This window comes from Streptomyces sp. NPDC057099 (assembly GCF_042671245.1).
Classification (GTDB): Bacteria; Actinomycetota; Actinomycetes; order Streptomycetales; family Streptomycetaceae; genus Streptomyces; species Streptomyces purpurascens.
Genome location: NZ_JBHUTX010000005.1, coordinates 355340 through 372579, shown reverse-complemented (window position 1 = coordinate 372579; position 17240 = coordinate 355340). Strand labels below are relative to the sequence as shown.

General features: G+C 73.2%; 10 protein-coding genes. 2 read left to right on the top strand and 8 right to left on the bottom strand.

All coding sequences use genetic code 11. The features are described 5' to 3' along the window. Nucleotides 1-137: 137 nt before the first annotated feature. From ACFT4A_RS10345 to ACFT4A_RS10320, 6 genes are all read right to left on the bottom strand, one after another. The gene (locus tag ACFT4A_RS10345) at nucleotides 138-1754 is read right to left on the bottom strand and encodes a serine/threonine-protein kinase (RefSeq protein ID WP_382827664.1); all 1617 of its coding nucleotides are present in this window, start codon (nucleotides 1752-1754) and stop codon (nucleotides 138-140) included. Between the two features lie 71 nt (nucleotides 1755-1825). After that, nucleotides 1826-3487, bottom strand: a complete 1662-nt coding sequence (locus tag ACFT4A_RS10340; RefSeq protein WP_382827662.1) for a serine/threonine-protein kinase — start codon at nucleotides 3485-3487, stop codon at nucleotides 1826-1828. Between the two features lie 81 nt (nucleotides 3488-3568). Next, nucleotides 3569-4783 (bottom strand): serine/threonine-protein kinase, encoded by a 1215-nt coding sequence (locus ACFT4A_RS10335; RefSeq protein WP_382827659.1) that lies wholly within the window; start codon nucleotides 4781-4783, stop codon nucleotides 3569-3571. A 104-nt stretch (nucleotides 4784-4887) separates the two neighbouring features. Continuing rightward, nucleotides 4888-6648, bottom strand: coding sequence for a serine/threonine-protein kinase (locus tag ACFT4A_RS10330; RefSeq protein ID WP_382827656.1), 1761 nt, complete (start codon nucleotides 6646-6648; stop codon nucleotides 4888-4890). A 167-nt stretch (nucleotides 6649-6815) separates the two neighbouring features. After that, nucleotides 6816-9326, bottom strand: a complete 2511-nt coding sequence (locus tag ACFT4A_RS10325; protein ID WP_382827653.1) for a protein kinase — start codon at nucleotides 9324-9326, stop codon at nucleotides 6816-6818. A gap of 153 nt (nucleotides 9327-9479) precedes the next feature. Then, complete coding sequence (locus ACFT4A_RS10320) at nucleotides 9480-11516, bottom strand: serine/threonine-protein kinase (RefSeq protein ID WP_382827651.1); 2037 nt, start codon at nucleotides 11514-11516, stop codon at nucleotides 9480-9482. 173 nt (nucleotides 11517-11689) lie between these two features. On the opposite strand from ACFT4A_RS10320, the gene ACFT4A_RS10315 reads away from it, so the two are divergent. Further along, complete coding sequence (locus ACFT4A_RS10315) at nucleotides 11690-12733, top strand: serine hydrolase domain-containing protein (RefSeq protein ID WP_382827649.1); 1044 nt, start codon at nucleotides 11690-11692, stop codon at nucleotides 12731-12733. Nucleotides 12734-12809: 76 nt separating this feature from the next. Here ACFT4A_RS10315 and ACFT4A_RS10310 read toward each other — a convergent pair whose 3' ends face one another. Beyond that, complete coding sequence (locus tag ACFT4A_RS10310) at nucleotides 12810-14516, bottom strand: glycerol-3-phosphate dehydrogenase/oxidase (RefSeq protein ID WP_382827647.1); 1707 nt, start codon at nucleotides 14514-14516, stop codon at nucleotides 12810-12812. Nucleotides 14517-14786: 270 nt separating this feature from the next. Here ACFT4A_RS10310 and ACFT4A_RS10305 point away from each other — a divergent pair, with 270 nt between their 5' ends. Beyond that, nucleotides 14787-15995 carry a nucleotide sugar dehydrogenase gene (locus ACFT4A_RS10305; protein WP_382827646.1) on the top strand — a complete coding sequence of 403 codons (1209 nt, stop codon included), beginning with the start codon at nucleotides 14787-14789 and terminating at the stop codon, nucleotides 15993-15995. Nucleotides 15996-16010: 15 nt separating this feature from the next. Here ACFT4A_RS10305 and ACFT4A_RS10300 read toward each other — a convergent pair whose 3' ends face one another. Next, the gene (locus tag ACFT4A_RS10300) at nucleotides 16011-17135 is read right to left on the bottom strand and encodes a GuaB3 family IMP dehydrogenase-related protein (protein ID WP_184591345.1); all 1125 of its coding nucleotides are present in this window, start codon (nucleotides 17133-17135) and stop codon (nucleotides 16011-16013) included. Nucleotides 17136-17240: the final 105 nt, after the last annotated feature.

Sequence of the window (17240 nt, the reverse complement as noted above, 5' to 3'; positions counted from 1 at the left end):
AGGGTATGCCCCGGCGGAGGCTTTGGGTACCCGTCGGTAATACGGCTTCACCGAGTACACACACGACGCCAGTGGCTGCTGGCAACAAACACCCTGATCAGGGCGTTGTGCGGTGACAGTCGGTGTAATTCAGCCTTTTACGATCCCGTACCGAGCCCGAGCCGGTCCCGGGCGCCCCGGAACACCGAGGTGCCTTCCTCCTCCTCCGGCGTGCCCCTGGGCATGTCGACGCGCAGTTCGTACATGCGGTCGTCGCCGGTGCGGATCAGCACGCGCGTGACCCGCCTCGGGCCCTCGTCCGCGTCGTAGGTGGTGTCGGCGAGGGCGGCCTCGTGGCCCTGGACGCTGGTGCGGGTGTAGCGGGTGTCCCCCGGGACGACGGGTTCCTTCCGGGCCTGGTCCATCGGGGAGCCCGGGGCCCGGTCCCAGAGGAGGAGGCGGACCTGGACGGTGCCGCCCCGTTCGTCGCCGTAGAGCACGGTGCGGGGCTGGTCGGTCGCGCTGCCGGTCCGGTCGAGTTCGCGGTAGGGGCGCGGGAGATGGAGGACGGCCGCCAGGTCCGGATCGTGGTGCGGGGTCCAGGTGTCCGCCGTGTCGGCGGTCTGTTCGGCGCTCTCGGCGGTGCCGGCGCCGTCGAGGTGAGTGGCTGCGCCTATGCCGCCGGCGAGCAGTGCGCTGAGGAGGGCGAAGGGGGCGGGGCGGAGGAGGCTCTGGCGCTTCGAGGGCGCGTCGTCCCGCTCCGCGGGGCCGGCCTCCGGGGGTTCGGCGGTCTCCTCAAGCCTCGGCGTCTCCTGCGTGAACTCCGGTATGGGCTCGGCCTCCTGAGACTCCTCGGCCGCCGTCGGCCCCGCCACCGCTTCCAGTTCCTTCGCGACCTCTTCGGCGTCCGGCCGCCCGTCGGGGTCGTGCGCCAGCAGCCGGACGATCAGCGGCCCGAGCGGTCCGGCCCGCTCCGGTTCGGGCGGCTCGGCGGCCCGGATCGCGGCGAGTGTGGCCTCCGGGGTGGTCCGGCGGAACGGCGACGAGCCCTCCACCGCGGCGTACAGCAGGACGCCCAGGGACCACAGGTCGGAGGCGGGCCCGGCGGTACGGCCGGACATCCGCTCGGGGGCGACGAACTCCGGCGAGCCCGCGAACTCCCCGCCGCCCGTGAGGGACTCCTCGCCCTGGACATGGGCCATGCCGATGCCGATGCCGAAGTCGGTGAGGACGACGCGCCGGCCGGGGCCGAGCAGCACATTGGCGGGCTTCACGTCCCGGTGCACGATGCCGACGGAGTGCGCGGCACGCAGGGCGCCGAGGACCGCGAGGCCGATCCGGGCCGCTTCGCGCACGTCGACGGGTCCGCGCCGGAGCGTCTCGTCCAGGGACTCGCCCCGGACCGACTCCATGACGATCCAGGGGAGTCCGTCGAGCGCCTCGGCCGCGTCCAGCTCGTCGGGACCCGAAGGACGCGGGCCCTCGTCCGGCCGCTCCGCCTCGACGACCACGTCGTGGATGGTGACGGCGGCGGGATGGTCGACGCGGGCGGCGGCCCGGGCCTCCCGGTGGAGCCGGTGGGCCGCCCGCCGGTGGCTCTCGTCCTCCGGGCCGCCCGGCAACCGGGGCTGTCTGACGGCGACTTCACGCTGTACGAGCTCGTCGCGGGCCCGCCAGACGGTGCCCGTCCCGCCGGAGCCGATGCGCTCGATCAGCCGGTAGCGCCCACCGATCAGCCGGCCCTGGGCGCCCGCCACGACCCCGTCGTTGCTCATGCCCCATCAGTACCGTGCGGGGCGGGCGATTGTCGACGCGGGTCATTTCCGGGGGTGTTGGCGGAGCGGGTTCAGGTCCCGTCGATGTCCAGGTTCGCGATCGCCGTGCTCGCCACCTCACGTCCGCGCTCGGTGAAGTCGCCCTTGCCCGGGTAGCTGACGGTGAGCTTGTACATGTCGCCGTCGGCGGTCCTGTAGTAGAACATCCGGAGTTCGCGGGGGCGGGGGTTCTCGCTGTCGTCGGTGTCGTAGGAGACGGTGTTCTCGGCGGCCTTCTTGTCCCTGTACGTGGTCACCCTGGGGTTCGTCTTCGGGTTCTCGGGCATGTCCAGGTCGTAGCTGCCGCTGTCCTTGAACCGGCTGTCGTCGTCGTACATCTCGGCGGCCGCGGAGCCCGCGATGTTGCGGCCGGTGTCCTCCGCCTTCTTGTCGAGGGTCAGGCCGATCCAGACGCTGCCGCTCCAGTCGGTGTACGTGACCCAGTGCCCCTGGTCCCTCTCCCGGTCGGGCACGGTCCGCTGGTAGCCGCCGGGAACCGCCAGTGACGCGGCGAGGCCCTTCTCCTGCTTGGTCTGCCAGCCGTCGGGCAAGGGCCCGGCGAACGGGTCCGCGACGACCAGGTACGCCGTCACCGCCGCCGCCACGACCACCGCGCCGAGTCCGGTCCACGCCCGGCGGCCGAGCCGGATGCCCCGGCTTGCGGTGCCCTGGCCCGTGACCTGCCCGACCTGGGTGTGCTGGGCGGTGGGCGGGTTCGCGGCCGCCTCCAGCCGGGCCCGCACCTGTGCGGCGTTCGGGCGGCGGGCCGGGTCCTTGTGCAGCAGGCCCGTGATGACCTCGGCGAGCGGTCCCGGGGCGGAGGCGGGCGGCGCGGGCGTGGCGTTGAGGACGGACTGGAGCGTGGCGGGGGTGTTGCTGCGGCGGAACGGCGAGACGCCCTCCGTCGCCGCGTACAGCACCACGCCCAGGGACCACAGGTCGCTGGCCGGGCCCGGGCGCTGGCCCAGCACCCGCTCCGGCGCGATGTACTCGGGCGAGCCGACGAAGCCGCCGGTGTCGGTCAGGTTGGTCTCGCCCTCGATCTGGGCGATGCCGAAGTCCGTGAGGACGACCCGGTCGTAGCGGCCGAGCAGCACGTTGTCCGGTTTCACATCGCGGTGCAGGATGCCCGCCGCGTGCGCGGCCTCCAGCGCGCCGAGCACCTCAAGGCCGATCCGGGCCGCCTCGCGCGCGGACAGGGTGCCCTCCTGGAGCGCGTCGCCCAGCGACCGTCCCCGCACCAGCTCCATCACGATCCACGGCTGGTCGTCCACCACCGCCACGTCGTGGACGTCGACCACCGCCGGATGATCGAGCCGGGCCGCGGCACGCGCCTCACGACGCATGCGCTCGAAGGCGTTGGCACGTTCGCGCTCGGGAAGATGATCCGGGACGCGGGGCTCCTTGACGGCGACCTCCCGGTCCACCGTCTCGTCCTCGGCCCGCCACACCGTGCCCATGCCGCCGTGCCCGAGCTTGGCGATCAGCCGGTAACGCCCGGCTATGAGGCGCCCGGCACCGGGGTCCTCGGCCGCCTGCGGCGCCGCCGGCGCCGCGCTCTCCGACCGGGGCGGCACGACCTGGGTGGGCGTCGCGTAGGGATTGCCCGGTACCGGTGCCGGCGGGCTGGGCGGTTGCAGAACAAAACTTGTCGGCTCATCGGCCCCGGATCTGGATCCCCCGCTGCTGCTCATGAGGTCATCCATATCGCGCCAAGCGCTTACGTATCCACCAATGCCGCGAACCGGTCACAGACCCGTGACCCTGGCCGGGGCTTATCTCCCGTTTGCGCCGGTAGGAGAGCTGACAGGGGTGGTCGTGGGGGCGGGGGCGCTCGGGGAGGAGGGCCGGGTCGTGGGCGTCCCGGGAGCCGAACTCGTCGGCGTGGGGCCTCCTCCCGGCTCACCGCCCTCGTCCATGAGCAGCGCCGCCGCGGACACCCCGGCCCCGGCCATCGCGGCGACCAGCAGCGCGGCCACGAGCACCCTCCGGGTGGGCTGCCGCATCAGCTGTTCGGCGAGCCGGCCCGGTGGGGGCATGCCCGCAGGCGGTGTGAACGGCTGCCGGCCCGCGGTGTCGTGCGGTGTTCCGCGCGACCGGCCGCGCGGTGTGTCCCGGAGCGTCGGCATGTACCCGGGCGGCGGCGCCTCCGGTGTCCGGCCCGTGTCGCGAAAGGCCCGCAGCATCCGCTCCGCCCGGTCCGCGTCCAGCCGCCGGTCCGGGTCGCGTTCGAGCAGTCCCTGTACGACGGGCAGGAGCGGTCCGGCCTGCGCGGGTGGCCGGATCTCGGCGGCGACGACCGCGTGCAGGATGCCGCCCAACGAGTCGCGGCGGAACGGCGACTCGCCGCTGAGAGCCGCGCACAGCAGCGCGCCCAGCGACCACAGGTCGGACTCGGGCCCGGTCCTGGCCCCGGACATCCGCTCGGGCGCGGTGTACTCGGGCGAGCCGACGAAGGAGTTGTTCTCGGTGAGGGTGGGCGTTCCGGCGACCTGGGCGATGCCGAAGTCGGTCAGGAGGACGCGGTCGGTGCCGGTCTCCAGCAGCACGTTGTCCGGCTTGAGGTCGCGGTGCAGCACACCGGCCGCGTGCGCGGCGCTCAGCGCGCCGAGCAGGGCGATGCCGATGCGGGCCGCTTCGGAGGCGTCGACCGGGCCATGATGGGCGAGCCGGTCGGCGAGCGAGCCGCCCTCGATCAGCTCCATGACGATGTACGGGCGTTCGTCGTCCTCGACGACGTCATGGACGACGATGATGTGCGGATGGCTCAGCTGGGCGACGGCCCGGGCCTCGCGCAGCGTACGGTCCCGCTGCCGGCGCGCCTCCGCCGCGGAGAGCGTCTCGTCGTAGGGGAGCTCCTTGACGGCCACGCCCCGGCCGAGCAGCTGGTCGGTCGCCCGCCACACCACGCCCATGCCACCGCGCCCGAGTCTCTCCTCGAACCGGTAGCGGCCCGCGATGACACGCGTGTTGTGCCCCTCGGTCCCCATGCGGCAATCATGCCCCACCGGACGGATCGGCTCCGGGGCCGCGGCCGCGGGTGGCCGAAACAGGGGCCCGTGTCAGCGGGGCGCCACGTCAGGAGGCCCTTGTGTCAGGAGGTCTTCTCCTGCCAGCCCTGGAGCAGCGAGGTGAACTGCTTGCGCGCCTTCGCCCAGTCCTCCACCGGCGACGACATGTAGAGCGCGTACTCGGTGCCGTCGCGGGCGACGTACGTCTCCTCGATGGCGCGGCGCGGGCCGGGGAACGGGGTGTCCTTCGCGCGCGCGGTCCAGGTGTACTCCCACAGCGCGCCGCCCCGGTCACGGTAGACGTTGCGCTCCAGCGTGATCCGCCGGTAGTCGACCAGATCCTTGATCTGCTGCTCCAGGTCGAGCTGGTGCGCGTAGGGGTCGGCGAAGTCCGGGGAGGTGTCGATGGCGATGCGCACGAAGTGCCGTCCGCCGTCGGGCGTGTAGTCGATCTGCTTGAGTTCGCCCTGCGGACCGAAGGGCTTGCGCTTCCAGCCCTTCGGCAGGGAGAGGCTGAAACCCGCGGGGTCGTCGTGGCGGACCCAGCTGTCGGGAACCGATCCCGCGGGCTGCTGCGGGCTCGTGGGACTCGCCGATCCGGAGGCTCCGCCCGGCGTCTGCCGGCCCTCGTCCCACTGCTGCAGCACCACGGCGGTGCCCCCGCCGATGATGGCCGCGAGCGCGACGACGAGGGCGAGCGTACGCAGCCGGCGGCGCCGGCCCGAACCGGTCCGCTGCGGCCCGGACGCCTGCGGGCCCGTCGCCGTCGTACCGATGGTGGTGGGACCGGTCGTCGGATGGCCGGCGACGGGGGTCCCGGACGCCGGCGTCCCGGGGGCCGGGGCACCGGTGGCGGGGGTGCCGGCCAGCGGCGGGAGCGGTGTGCGGGTGTGCGAACCGGAGCCGGTGCCGGACGGGCCCGTGCCCATGCCGGTCGTGCCCGTGCCCGCGGTGCCCATGCCGCTGTGGACGTCCCGGTACGGCGTCCCCCCGTACTGCGTCGGGACGTACGCCTGTGCCCCGCTCGGCCGCCGCCCCTCCGCCGCCTCGGCGAACATCTGCTCAGCCTCGGACGCGTCGGGCCGGGTGGCCGGATCCTTGCGCAGCAGGGCGTTGATGACGGGGGCGAGCGGACCGGCGTGCTGCAGCTGGGCGGCCTCTTCCTCGACGACCGCCTGCATGGTGGTCAGCGGGGTGGTGCGGCGGAACGGCGACCGGCCCTCCACCGCCGTGTAGAGCGTCGCCGCGAGTGCCCACAGGTCGGAGGACGGACCCGGGTCGTGGCCGCGCACCCGCTCGGGCGCCAGGTAGTCGACGGAGCCGACGACCTCTCCGGTCCGGGTGATGGTGGTGTCGCCCTCGATCTGGGCGATGCCGAAGTCGGTGAGCAGGACGCGTCCGTCCCGGCCGAGGAGGACGTTGCCCGGCTTGACGTCGCGGTGCAGGACACCGGCGGTGTGCGCGGCGCGCAGGGCCCGCAGCACCCAGAGGCCGATGCGTGCCGCCTCGCGCGGCTCGACGCGCCCCTCCTCCTTGACCGCGTCGGCCAGCGAACGGCCCTCGACCAGCTCCATCACGATCCACGGGCGGCCGTCGTGCTCCAGCACGTCGTGCACCGTGACGACCGCCGAGTGGTTGATCCGGGCGGCGGCCCGTGCCTCCGCCCGGGTGCGCGCCAGCAGGATGGCCTGTTCGCTCTCGGAGACGTAGAGGGCCGCGGTCAACTCCTTGATGGCGACGGACCGGTGCAGCACCTCGTCATGGGCGCGCCACACCCGGCCCATGCCGCCGCTGCCGATGGAGTCGGCGAGCCGGTAGCGGCCCGCGACGAGCTGGCCCTGCATCTGATTCACGTTGCCCCGCAATGGTCTTGACAGGGTCAGCGTAAGGACCCGCCCCTCCCCAGGGAACAAGCGGGGTACCACGGTGACCGCACTGTGACGGTTGTCGCCTGTCGGGACGCGAGGCAACCAGAGGTTGAACTACCGCGTACAGGCGGCGCGCCGGGCGCTCAGCCCGTCGCCTTGTAGGTCGCCGCCGCCTGCTCGTACAGCCGCGTCACCTCGTCCCGCTCGGCCTCCGGCCCGCGCACCTGGACCACGTGGTACCGCCCCTCGACCAGCATCGCGAGGTTGCGCACATACAGCTCGCCCCCGTCGCCGCCGGTCCAGGTGAACTGCCCCTCGGCCATGGTCCGCCCGCCCACCTCGATCGTCTTCAGACCGGTGGAGGTGGCCCAGCTGGAGTCGCGGTACGGCTGCAACTCGCGCTCCTTCTCCCGCTGGTAGGCCATCGGATCACGGCCGAACTCCGCGGCGCTGTCCCGGCCCGGTACGACGATGAGCTCGAAGTCGCCCTTCGCGTAGACGACCTGGCCGCTGCCGTTGCGCGGGGTGTGTCCCCAGCCCTTGGCGACGGCGACCTGGAAGCCCGCCGCGTCCTTGCGCAGGGTGAAGCCGTCGGCGGCATCGGGGCCCGCGGTCTGGGTCTCGGCGGAACCGGCCGACGTCGACGGGCCCTTCCCCGGCTCGGGCGAGGTCTGGTCGGGCCGGGGCTCGCTGCTGGCGTCGGGCTCGGGTGCCTGGCTGACCTCACCGGCGGAACCGGTGCGGTCCGTGCCGCCCGTGCCTTCCGCGCCGTCGGTCTTCGACTTGGGCATGAAGAGCATGGCGTAGGCGATCGCGGCGGCCATCACGAGCAGGACCAGCAGGAGCAGGGTGCGGCCGAGCCGGTTCGGCGACCGGGACTCGCGCTTGGCCCGTTTGTGCCGCCCGTGGTGCGCGGGCAACCCGGCCTTGCGCCTGCGCACGAGCTCGCCCCGGCGGCGTACGACGGGCAGCCGGCTCGCGTCGACGGGCGGTGCCGCGACGACGTGTACCCCGGCCTCCGGCTCGGGCGCCGAGCGGACGAGCGAGCGCAGCCAGCCGCGCAGCTCCTCGAAGTCGAGTCGCTCGGTGGGGTCCTGACGCAGCAGCGACTCCACGACCGGCCGCAGCGGCCCGCACTCCTCGGCGTAGGCGGGCGGTTCGGCGCACACCAGCTGCACCAGCTCGGCCGTCGACTCCTCCGGGTAGGGCGCATGCCCCTGTACGGCCCTGAAGAGCAGCGCGCCGAGCGCCCACAGGTCGGTCGCGGGACCGATCGGGGCGGCCAACTGCCAGTTCTCGTGCACGGGTCCGGCCTGCTCGGGCGCCCAGCGCTCCGTCACGGGACCCACCACGGCCATCCGCGCCTGCCGCGCCCGCTCGGCGGCCAGGGCCGTGGCCGGGCCGCGCCGGGGTGCGGGGGTCTCGGCGACCAGTTCGTCCCATCGGGCGGGCGAGCCCTGGGCGGAGGGGTCCGGGGCCGGCGGGAGAGCCGCCTGCTCCTGCCCCTGCGGCAGGGGCGCTCCGCCGGTTCCGCCCCGGGGCGTGGCGCCGTGCCAGGCGGTCGTCCGGGGGGCGCCGCCGACGCCGTAGGGGTCGGCTATCCGGCCCGGCGGAGCCGCACCGGGTGCCGTGCCCTGCCCGGGGATGTACGGCGACTGCGCCGAGCCGTTGCTGTGGGGCGCGGGCCCGCCGTCCGGGGCGGACCGGGCACCGGGCAGTGCGGCCCGGCCGCCCTCCTGCGCCTCCTGGACGCGTGCGGCGGCCCGGGCACCGGCCCGGTAGGCGGCGATCGCCCCGGCGCGCGCGACCCGTGGGTCACCGCTGTCGTCCACACTCCTGCGGGCGGGCACGGCCGGGCCCCGGCCCGCCGTGTCGCTCCCGGCCGCGGGCAGTCCCCTGGACTCGCGCGCCTCTATGGCGGCTCGCCGCGCGGCCTCGGGATCGGCCGCGCCACCGAGGCCGGCCGGGGCGCCGCCACCCGGACCTCGGACGGCGCCACCGCCGCCCTCGTGGTCCGGGCCCTGCTCAAGCTCCTCGGAGGGCGGCACCGGGTCGTACCCGCACAGCGCCTCCTCCGCCGCGCCCACCGCGAGACCGGTCAGCATCACCCGGCCGTCGTCGCAGACGAGCACCGTCCGCGCCGTGACGTTCCGGTGCACCCAGCCGTGGGCGTGCAAAACCCGCAGCGCCATGAGGACGTCGGAGGCGACCTCGGCCGCCCGGTACGGCGTCAGCGGCTTCTCGGCGAGCAGCGCCGCCAGCGGACGCGCGGACACCAGCTCGCTGACGATCCACAGCGAACCGCCCTCGGCGAACACGTCGAAGACCTGGTCGAGCCGCGGATGGTCGGGAATGGCGGCGGCGGCCTGCGCGGCGTCGACCGCGCGCCGTACCACCGGGTCCGTGGGCCGCCGGGGGCCCGGACGCGTGCCGGACCGTCGCGCGCCACCGTCGCGCGCGGTGAAGCCGTCGGGCAGTCCCTCCGCGTCGAGGACCTCCGCCTCGACCACCTCGGGCAACGGCACCTGCCTGACCAGGACTTCCTGTCCGCTGTAGGTGTCGAAGGCCCGGGTCTCGGTGAGTTCGTATTCGTCGGACGGCGGCAGCGGCAGGCGGTAGCGGTCGGCGAGTACCCGGCCCGCATAGTCGTCCACGTTGCCTCCCCCGTCAGCCCGGTCGGTCACATCCGTTCGCCCCACGGTCCGTTCCGGCTGCGCACGGACCGCAAATATTTACGATACGTGCCGCAGGCAACCCGCAATGTGGGGATGCCAGATCTGCCTCCCCAAACCCGGGGACCCTCATGCTCAGGACTTGGGTTCGAAGGTCTTGGTCAGCGTGGCCCAGGTGTCCTTGCGTGAGTCGCCGTCCCAGTCGGCCGCCTTCGCCGTGTACATCAGCGCGTAGCCCTGGGAGTCGTCGACGACGAACCCGCGGTCGATGGTCCGGTACCGGGTGCCGCTCTCGCGGTAGGTGAACTCCCAGTCGGCCGTGTTCCAGCCGCGGTAGTCCACCTTCTCTATTCGGATCTTCTTGTACTCCGCGCGCTGCATGTAGCGCTCCTGGCTCTTCCAGTCCGCCACCGGGTCGCCCTTGGGCGTGGACGTCCAGGCGATGAGCAGCTTCTGCCCGTCGGGCCCGGTGAACCGGTCGCCGGCGGAGCCCGTGGACTGGAACTTCCAGCCCTTCGGCAGGCCTATCGAGTACCCCTGGTTCCCCTCGTGAGTCGACTCCGCCGCGGTGCCCTTTCCGGCGGACCCGCTGTCACCCTCGCCGGCGGATCCGCTCGCCCCGCCGCTCGGTTCGGTGTTCGAGGAGGGCCCCGACGGCCCGGGCTGCGTCGCGGTGTTGTCGGTGCGCGTGCCGTCCTTCTCGTCGCCCTTGGTGTCGGCGCTGCCCGACGCGGTGGCGACGGTCTTGCCGCCGCTCTCGCCCGCCCCGTTCGAGCCCTCGTCGCCCCCGCTGAACGCGATGGTGAGCACCGTGCCGAGCACGGCGAGCACCACGACCACGGCGATGATCATCAGGGTTCGCCGCGACACCACGTCGGTGAGCGGCGCCCGGGGCACCTGCCGGGGCGGCAGGTCCGGCGGCGGCATGACGGGCCACCCCGAACTCCGTCCCTCGGAGGTCGCCTTCGCGTCCTGCTTGCCCCGCTCACCGGACCCGGAGGCCGCCGCCCCCGAGGCCTGCTTCGGACCCGACTTCGAAACGGCCGCGCCCCCGGCGGCCGCCTCGCCCTTCGGTCCGGGGGCGGCCTTGGCGTCCTCAGTCTCGGTGCGGGTCGCCGCCGACGCCGCGGCCGGTCCGGCCGCGGCCTTGCGCACGGAGCGCAGCGCCCCGCGCAGCCGCTCCCCGGCCTCCTCGCCGCGCTTGTTCCCGGCGCCCGAGGAACTGCCCTTGCGCGACGCCTTGTCCGGCTGTGCCGGCAGCGGCACGACCTTCGTCGCGTCCATCGGCTCCGGCTCGGCCGTCTCCGGCGCGTGGATGACGGCGTTCAGCATCGCCCGGGCACCCGCGTCGTCGAGCCGCTTGGCGGGGTCCTTGGTGAGCAGTCCGTGGATGACGTCCGTCAGCGGGCCCGCGTTCTTCGGCTCCTCCAGCGGCTCGGTCATCACCGCGGTGAGGGTCGCTATGGCCGATCCCTTGTCGTACGGCGGCGCTCCCTCCACCGACGCGTACAGCAGCCCGCCGAGCGACCACAGGTCGGCGGCCGGGCCCGGCTTGTGCCCGCGCGCCCGCTCCGGGGAGATGTAGGAGGGCGCGCCGACGAGCATGCCGGTCGAGGTGATGGACGGGTCGCCCTCGACCTGGGCGATACCGAAGTCGGTGAGCACGACCCGGCCGTCCTCGGAGATCAGCACGTTCGACGGCTTCACGTCGCGGTGCAGAATGCCCTCGCGGTGCGCGGACCGCAGCACGTCGAGGACGGCGAGCCCGACCTCCGCGGCCCTCTTCGGCTCGAGGAGGCCGTCCTCCCGGATGGCCTCGGCGAGCGACTTGCCCTCGACGAGCTCCATCACGATCCAGGGCCGGTCGTCCTCCTGGACCACGTCGAACACGGTCACGGCGCTGTTGTTGCGGATCCGCGCGATCGCCTTGGCCTCGCGCAGCGTCCGCGTGATCAGCCGCCGCTTCTCCTCCTGGTCGATGTTCGTCGGGAACCGCAGCTCCTTGACGGCGACCGTCCGCCCCAGCGTCTCGTCCTCGGCCCGCCACACGGTGCCCATGCCGCCGCGGCCGAGCACCTCGCCCAGCCGGTAACGCCCGGCCAGGAGACGCTCCCTGTTGTCCTGACGAGTGTCCTGACGAGATGTGCCCGCCGCCCGCTCCGCCTCCGACATGCGTCCCCTCATACAACCCGCCCTGACAGAGCCTCCATTGTCTCTCACCCGACAAGTGCGCCGTGCCCAGGGGGCCCCTGGGCACCGGGGCGCCGGGCCCGTCCACCCGGAACCCGGGTGTGCCGCGCCCCTCGCCGCCTTGCATGATGGGCCCTGACGAGGGAGGAGCCCGCATGCCGCCGTTTCGGACGTTGCTGGCCCTGCCGGTGTCCGTCGCCGTCCTCGGACTGCCGCCGGCCGACTCCTCGGCCCTCTCGGCCCCGCCCACGGACGCGGTGCTGCCGCTGCTCGTGACCCGGGGCAAGGCTCCCGCCGCGGCCCTGCTGACCCGGGAAGGGCGCACCACCCGCTATGCCCAGGCCGGTCCCGGAATCGCCCGGTCGGACCACTTCCGCGCCGGCAGCATCACGAAGACGTTCATCGCGACGGTCGTGCTGCAACTGGCCGCCGAGCACCGGCTGTCGCTGTCCGACACGGTGGAGCGGCACCTGCCCGGCCTGGTGCGGGGAGCGGGCAACGACGGCCGCGCGCTGACCCTGCGCTCCCTGCTCACCCACACCAGCGGCCTGTACGACTTCGCCGCGGACACCGGCGGAACGGTACCCGTCACACCCCATCAGGCCGTACGCATCGCCCTCACCCACCCTCCGGCCGCGCGCGGCCGCTTCTCCTACTCGAACACCAACTACGTCCTGCTCGGTCTGGTCATCCAGCAGGTGACCGGCGACTCGTACGCCGCCGAGGCCGAGCGCCGCATCATCACTCCGCTGCGTCTGACGGGCACCTCCTTCCCCGGCTCCCGCTCCTCGCTGCCCTCTCCGCACGGCCGCGCCTACGCCGCCGACGGAACCGACGTCACCGATCTCGACCCGCGGGTGGCCGGGGCCGCGGGCGAGCTGGTGACCACGCTCGCCGATCTGGACCGCTTCTACGCGGCCCTGCTCAGCGGGCGGCTGCTGCCCCCGCACTGGCTGCGCGAGATGCTCGACACCCGTGCCGCACACGGCGCGTACGGCATGGGGCTGCTCCCCGAGAAACTTCCGTGCGGCACCACGGTGTGGGGGCACAACGGGCACATATCCGGCAGCTATGTGCGCACCGCGGCCACCGTCGACGGCCGGCGTGTCCTCACCCTCCGCGTGAACACGGACGCGATCGCCGATCCCGACCTCGAACCCGCGGTGCTCGCGGCCGAGTTCTGCCCCCGCACCTCGTAGAACGACCGGGCCCCGAACGGAGATCCCAGCTCACGACACTCGTTCGAGTGACGCGCCTACCGGGGCCTACCGGGACCTACCGGGGCACGATGTCCGGCGCCCCCAGCCGCGCCGCGTCCGCCGTGAGGTCGTCGGGCTGCCGCTGCGACTCCCGCTCGGCCTCGACCCGCTTCTGGTAGTGCTCGACCTCGCGCTCGATCTGGTCCTTTTCCCAGCCGAGCACGGGCGCCATCAGCCCGGCGGCGTCGCGTGCGCTGCGGCTGCCCCGGTCGAAGGTCTCGATCGAGATGCGCGTCCGCCGGGTCAGCACGTCGTCCAGATGCCGCGCCCCCTCGTGCGAGGCCGCGTAGACGATCTCGGCGCGCAGATAGTCGTCGGCCGCCGCCAGGGGCTCGCCCAGCGACGGGTCCTCGGCGATGAGCTCCAGAAGCTCCTCGGTCATCGCCCCGTACCGGTTCAGCAGGTGCTCCACGCGCACCACGTGCAGTCCGGTCCGGGCGGCGATCCGCGCCCGCGCGTTCCACAGCGCCCGGTAGCCCTCGGCGCCCAGCAGCGGCACGTCCTCGGTGACGCACTCGGCGACGCGCATGTCGAGCCCGTGCACCGCCGCGTCCACCGCGTCCTTGGCCATGACCCGGTACGTCGTGTACTTGCCGCCCGCCACGACGACGAGCCCGGGCACCGGGTGCGCCACGGTGTGCTCGCGCGACAGCTTGCTGGTGGCGTCCGACTCGCCCGCGAGCAGCGGCCGCAGCCCCGCGTACACGCCCTGGACGTCGTCCCTGGTGAGGGGCACCGCGAGCACCGAGTTCACATGTTCCAGCAGGTAGTCGATGTCCGCGCTGGACGCGGCCGGGTGGGCCTTGTCGAGGTCCCAGTCGGTGTCCGTGGTGCCGACGATCCAGTGCCGGCCCCAGGGGATGACGAACAGCACGGACTTCTCCGTGCGCAGGATCAGCCCGGTCGTGGAGTGGATCCGGTCGCGCGGCACGACCAGGTGGATGCCCTTGGAGGCCCGGACGTGGAACTGGCCGCGCTCCCCGACCATGGCCTGGGTGTCGTCCGTCCACACACCGGTGGCGTTGACGACCTGCTTGGCGCGGATCTCGTACTCCCCGCCCCCCTCGACGTCCTGCACCCGCGCGCCGACGACCCGCTCACCCTCGCGCAGGAAGCCCGTCACCCGCGCGCGGTTGGCGGCTTTAGCGCCGTACGCCACCGCCGTGCGCACCAGGTTGGTCACATAGCGGGCGTCGTCCATCTGGGCGTCGTAGTACTGGAGCGCCCCGACCAGCGCGTCCTTCTTCAAGCAGGGCGCCACGCGCAGGGCGTGAGAGCGGGTCAGGTGGCGGTGCATCGGCAGGCCCCGGCCATGGCCGCGTGCCATGGACATGGCGTCGTACATCGCGACGCCCGACCCGGCGTAGAGCCGCTCCCAGCCCTTGTGCTGCAGCGGGTACAGGAACGGCACGGGCTTCACCAGGTGCGGGGCGAGCCGCTCCAGCAGCAGGCCGCGCTCCTTCAGCGCCTCCCTGACGAGCGCGAAGTCGAGCATCTCCAGATAGCGCAGACCGCCGTGGATCAGTTTGCTGGACCGGCTGGAGGTGCCCGAGGCCCAGTCGCGGGCCTCGACCAGGCCCGTGGCGAGGCCCCGGGTCACGGCGTCGAGGGCGGTGCCCGCACCGACCACGCCCGCGCCCACGACCAGCACGTCCAGCTCTCGCTCGGCCATGGATGCCAGTGACTCGGCTCGCTGCTCCGGCCCGAGTGTCGCTGTCCTCACGCTGCCTCCCGCTCATCGGTCGCGCCGGCCGCACCCGTCGGGTGAAGCCCCGTCCGTACCCCCCATGCCCAAATTCTGACCGGGTTGCCCGACTTCAGCCACCACGGGCCCTCAGCCTGTGGACAACCCGCACGGAACACTCACCGAAACTCGGCCAGGCAATCCCACATAACGGTCATATTTACTCCTAGTCTGACATTGCACTCGCCCGTCCTGTCCACAGGGCTTGCGCACCTGTCCCACTTCGGCTACGGGAAGGACGGCCTCGCCGTGCCCGCAGATCTCGCCGTCATCGGACTCGGCCCTTACGGCCTGCCCGTGGCTCAGGCCGCCGTCGCCGCCGGCATCCCCACCATCGGCTACCGGACCGGACCCGAGACCGGTTCCCTCAGCCCCGCCGAACTGCGCCGCATGCTCGCGAAGGGCTTCCGGCCGACCACGAACGCCGCCGAGCTCGGCAGGGTGCGCACCGCGGTGATCTGCGCACCGACCCCGCCGGGCACGGACGGAGGGCTCGATCTGAGCCAGGTGGAGACGGCCGCCCGCACCCTGGCCGCCCATCTGCGCCCGCACACCACCGTGATCCTGGAGTCACCTGTGTACCCCGGGGCGACGGAGGAATTCCTGCGCCCGCTCCTCGAGGAGGGCTCGGGCCTGCGGGCGGGCCGCGACTTCCACCTCGCCCACTCCCCCAGCCGCGTCGACCCCGGCAACCGCGACTTCACCCCCGCCGGCACCCCGCAGGTCATCGGCGGCCTCACCCCGGCCTGCACCGAGTCGGCCGCCGCCTTCTACGGACGGCTCACGGACAAGGTGGTACGCGCGCGTGGACTGCGCGAGGCGGAGACCGTGCAGCTGCTGGAGACCAACTACCGGCACGTCAACATCGCCCTCGTCAACGAGATGGCCGCGCTCTGCCACGACCTGGGCGTCGACCTGTGGGACGTGATCCGCTGCGCGGAGACCAAGCCGTACGGCTTCCAGGCCTTCCGCCCCGGCCCGGGCGTCGGCGGCCACACCTTCCCGCAGGACCTGACCGCCCACGGCGGCCGCAGTCTGCGCATGGTGGAACTGGCCCAGAAGGTCAACAGCCGGATGCCCCGCTACGTCGTCCAGCGCGGCGCCCAGCTCCTCAACGAGCACGGCAAGTCGGCGCGCGGCGCCCGCGTGCTGCTCCTGGGCGTCACCTACAAGCCCGACCTCGCCGACCTCCAGGGCACCCCCGCCGAGGAGATCGCCCTGCGTCTGACGGACCTGGGCGCGTCGGTCAGCTACCACGACCCTTACGTCCCCGACTGGAGCGTCCTCGACCGCCCCGTCCCCCGGGCGGACTCGCTCTACGAAGCGGCCGCCGACGCGGATCTGACCATCCTGCTCCAGCAGCACCGCACGTACGACCTCCAGGGCCTGTCGGTGAAGGCGCAGCTGCTCCTGGACACACGAGGGGCGACACCCATGGGTGCCGCCCACCGTCTGTGACGTCGTATCCGGGGCCTACCGCCGGTGCTGCGAGTCCGCCACCGTCACCTCGACGCGCTGGAACTCCTTCAGCTCGCTGTAGCCGGTGGTGGCCATGGCGCGGCGCAGGGCGCCGAAGAGGTTCATCGAGCCGTCGGGGGTGTGGGACGGGCCGGTGAGGATCTCCTCGATGGTCCCGACCGTGCCGAGGTCGACCTTCTTGCCGCGCGGCAGCTCCTCGTTCACGGCCTCCATGCCCCAGTGGTGCCCCTTGCCCGGACCGTCGGTCGCGCGCGCGAGCGGGGAGCCCATCATGACCGCGTCGGCACCGCAGGCGATCGCCTTGGGCAGGTCGCCGGACCAGCCGACACCGCCGTCCGCGATCACGTGCACGTACCGGCCGCCGGACTCGTCCATGTAGTCACGGCGCGCGGCCGCGACGTCGGCGACCGCCGTCGCCATGGGGACCTGGATGCCGAGCACATTGCGCGTGGTGTGCGCGGCGCCGCCGCCGAAGCCGACCAGCACACCGGCCGCGCCGGTGCGCATCAGGTGCAGGGCCGCGGTGTACGTGGCGCAGCCGCCGACGATCACCGGGACGTCCAGCTCGTAGATGAACTGCTTCAGGTTCAGCGGCTCGGACGCGCCGGAGACGTGCTCCGCCGAGACCGTCGTACCGCGGATGACGAAGATGTCCACGCCCGCGTCGACGACGGCCTTGGAGAACTGGGCCGTGCGCTGCGGGGAGAGCGCGGCGGCCGTGACCACGCCCGAGTCGCGCACCTCCTTGATGCGGGCGCCGATCAGCTCCTCCTTGATCGGCGCGGCGTAGATCTCCTGGAGGCGCCGGGTCGCCGCCTCGGCGGGCAGCTCGGCGATCTCGTCCAGCAGCGGCTGCGGGTCCTCGTGGCGCGTCCACAGGCCCTCGAGGTTCAGCACGCCGAGGCCGCCGAGCTCGCCGATGCGGATGGCGGTGGCCGGGGAGACGACCGAGTCCATGGGGGCGGCCAGGAACGGCAGCTCGAAGCGGTAGGCGTCGATCTGCCAGGCGATCGAGACCTCCTTCGGGTCCCGCGTACGGCGGCTGGGGACGACGGCGATGTCGTCGAAGGCGTACGCCCGGCGGCCGCGCTTGCCGCGCCCGATCTCGATCTCAGTCACGTTTGTGGCCTTTCCCTGATGCGTTGCAGCGTCTTCCAGTATCGCCGACGGGCACGACAGGGGCGGTCCCGGATGCTCCGGGACCGCCCCTGGTCCGTCTCACGC

Coding starts and splice junctions, on each gene's coding strand:
- ACFT4A_RS10320 (WP_382827651.1), bottom strand. CDS start 11,516: ATGTCGGAGGCGGAGCGGGCGGCGGGCACATCTCGTCAGGACACTCGT.
- ACFT4A_RS10340 (WP_382827662.1), bottom strand. CDS start 3,487: ATGAGCAGCAGCGGGGGATCCAGATCCGGGGCCGATGAGCCGACAAGT.
- ACFT4A_RS10315 (WP_382827649.1), top strand. CDS start 11,690: ATGCCGCCGTTTCGGACGTTGCTGGCCCTGCCGGTGTCCGTCGCCGTC.
- ACFT4A_RS10330 (WP_382827656.1), bottom strand. CDS start 6,648: ATGCAGGGCCAGCTCGTCGCGGGCCGCTACCGGCTCGCCGACTCCATC.
- ACFT4A_RS10345 (WP_382827664.1), bottom strand. CDS start 1,754: ATGAGCAACGACGGGGTCGTGGCGGGCGCCCAGGGCCGGCTGATCGGT.
- ACFT4A_RS10335 (WP_382827659.1), bottom strand. CDS start 4,783: ATGGGGACCGAGGGGCACAACACGCGTGTCATCGCGGGCCGCTACCGG.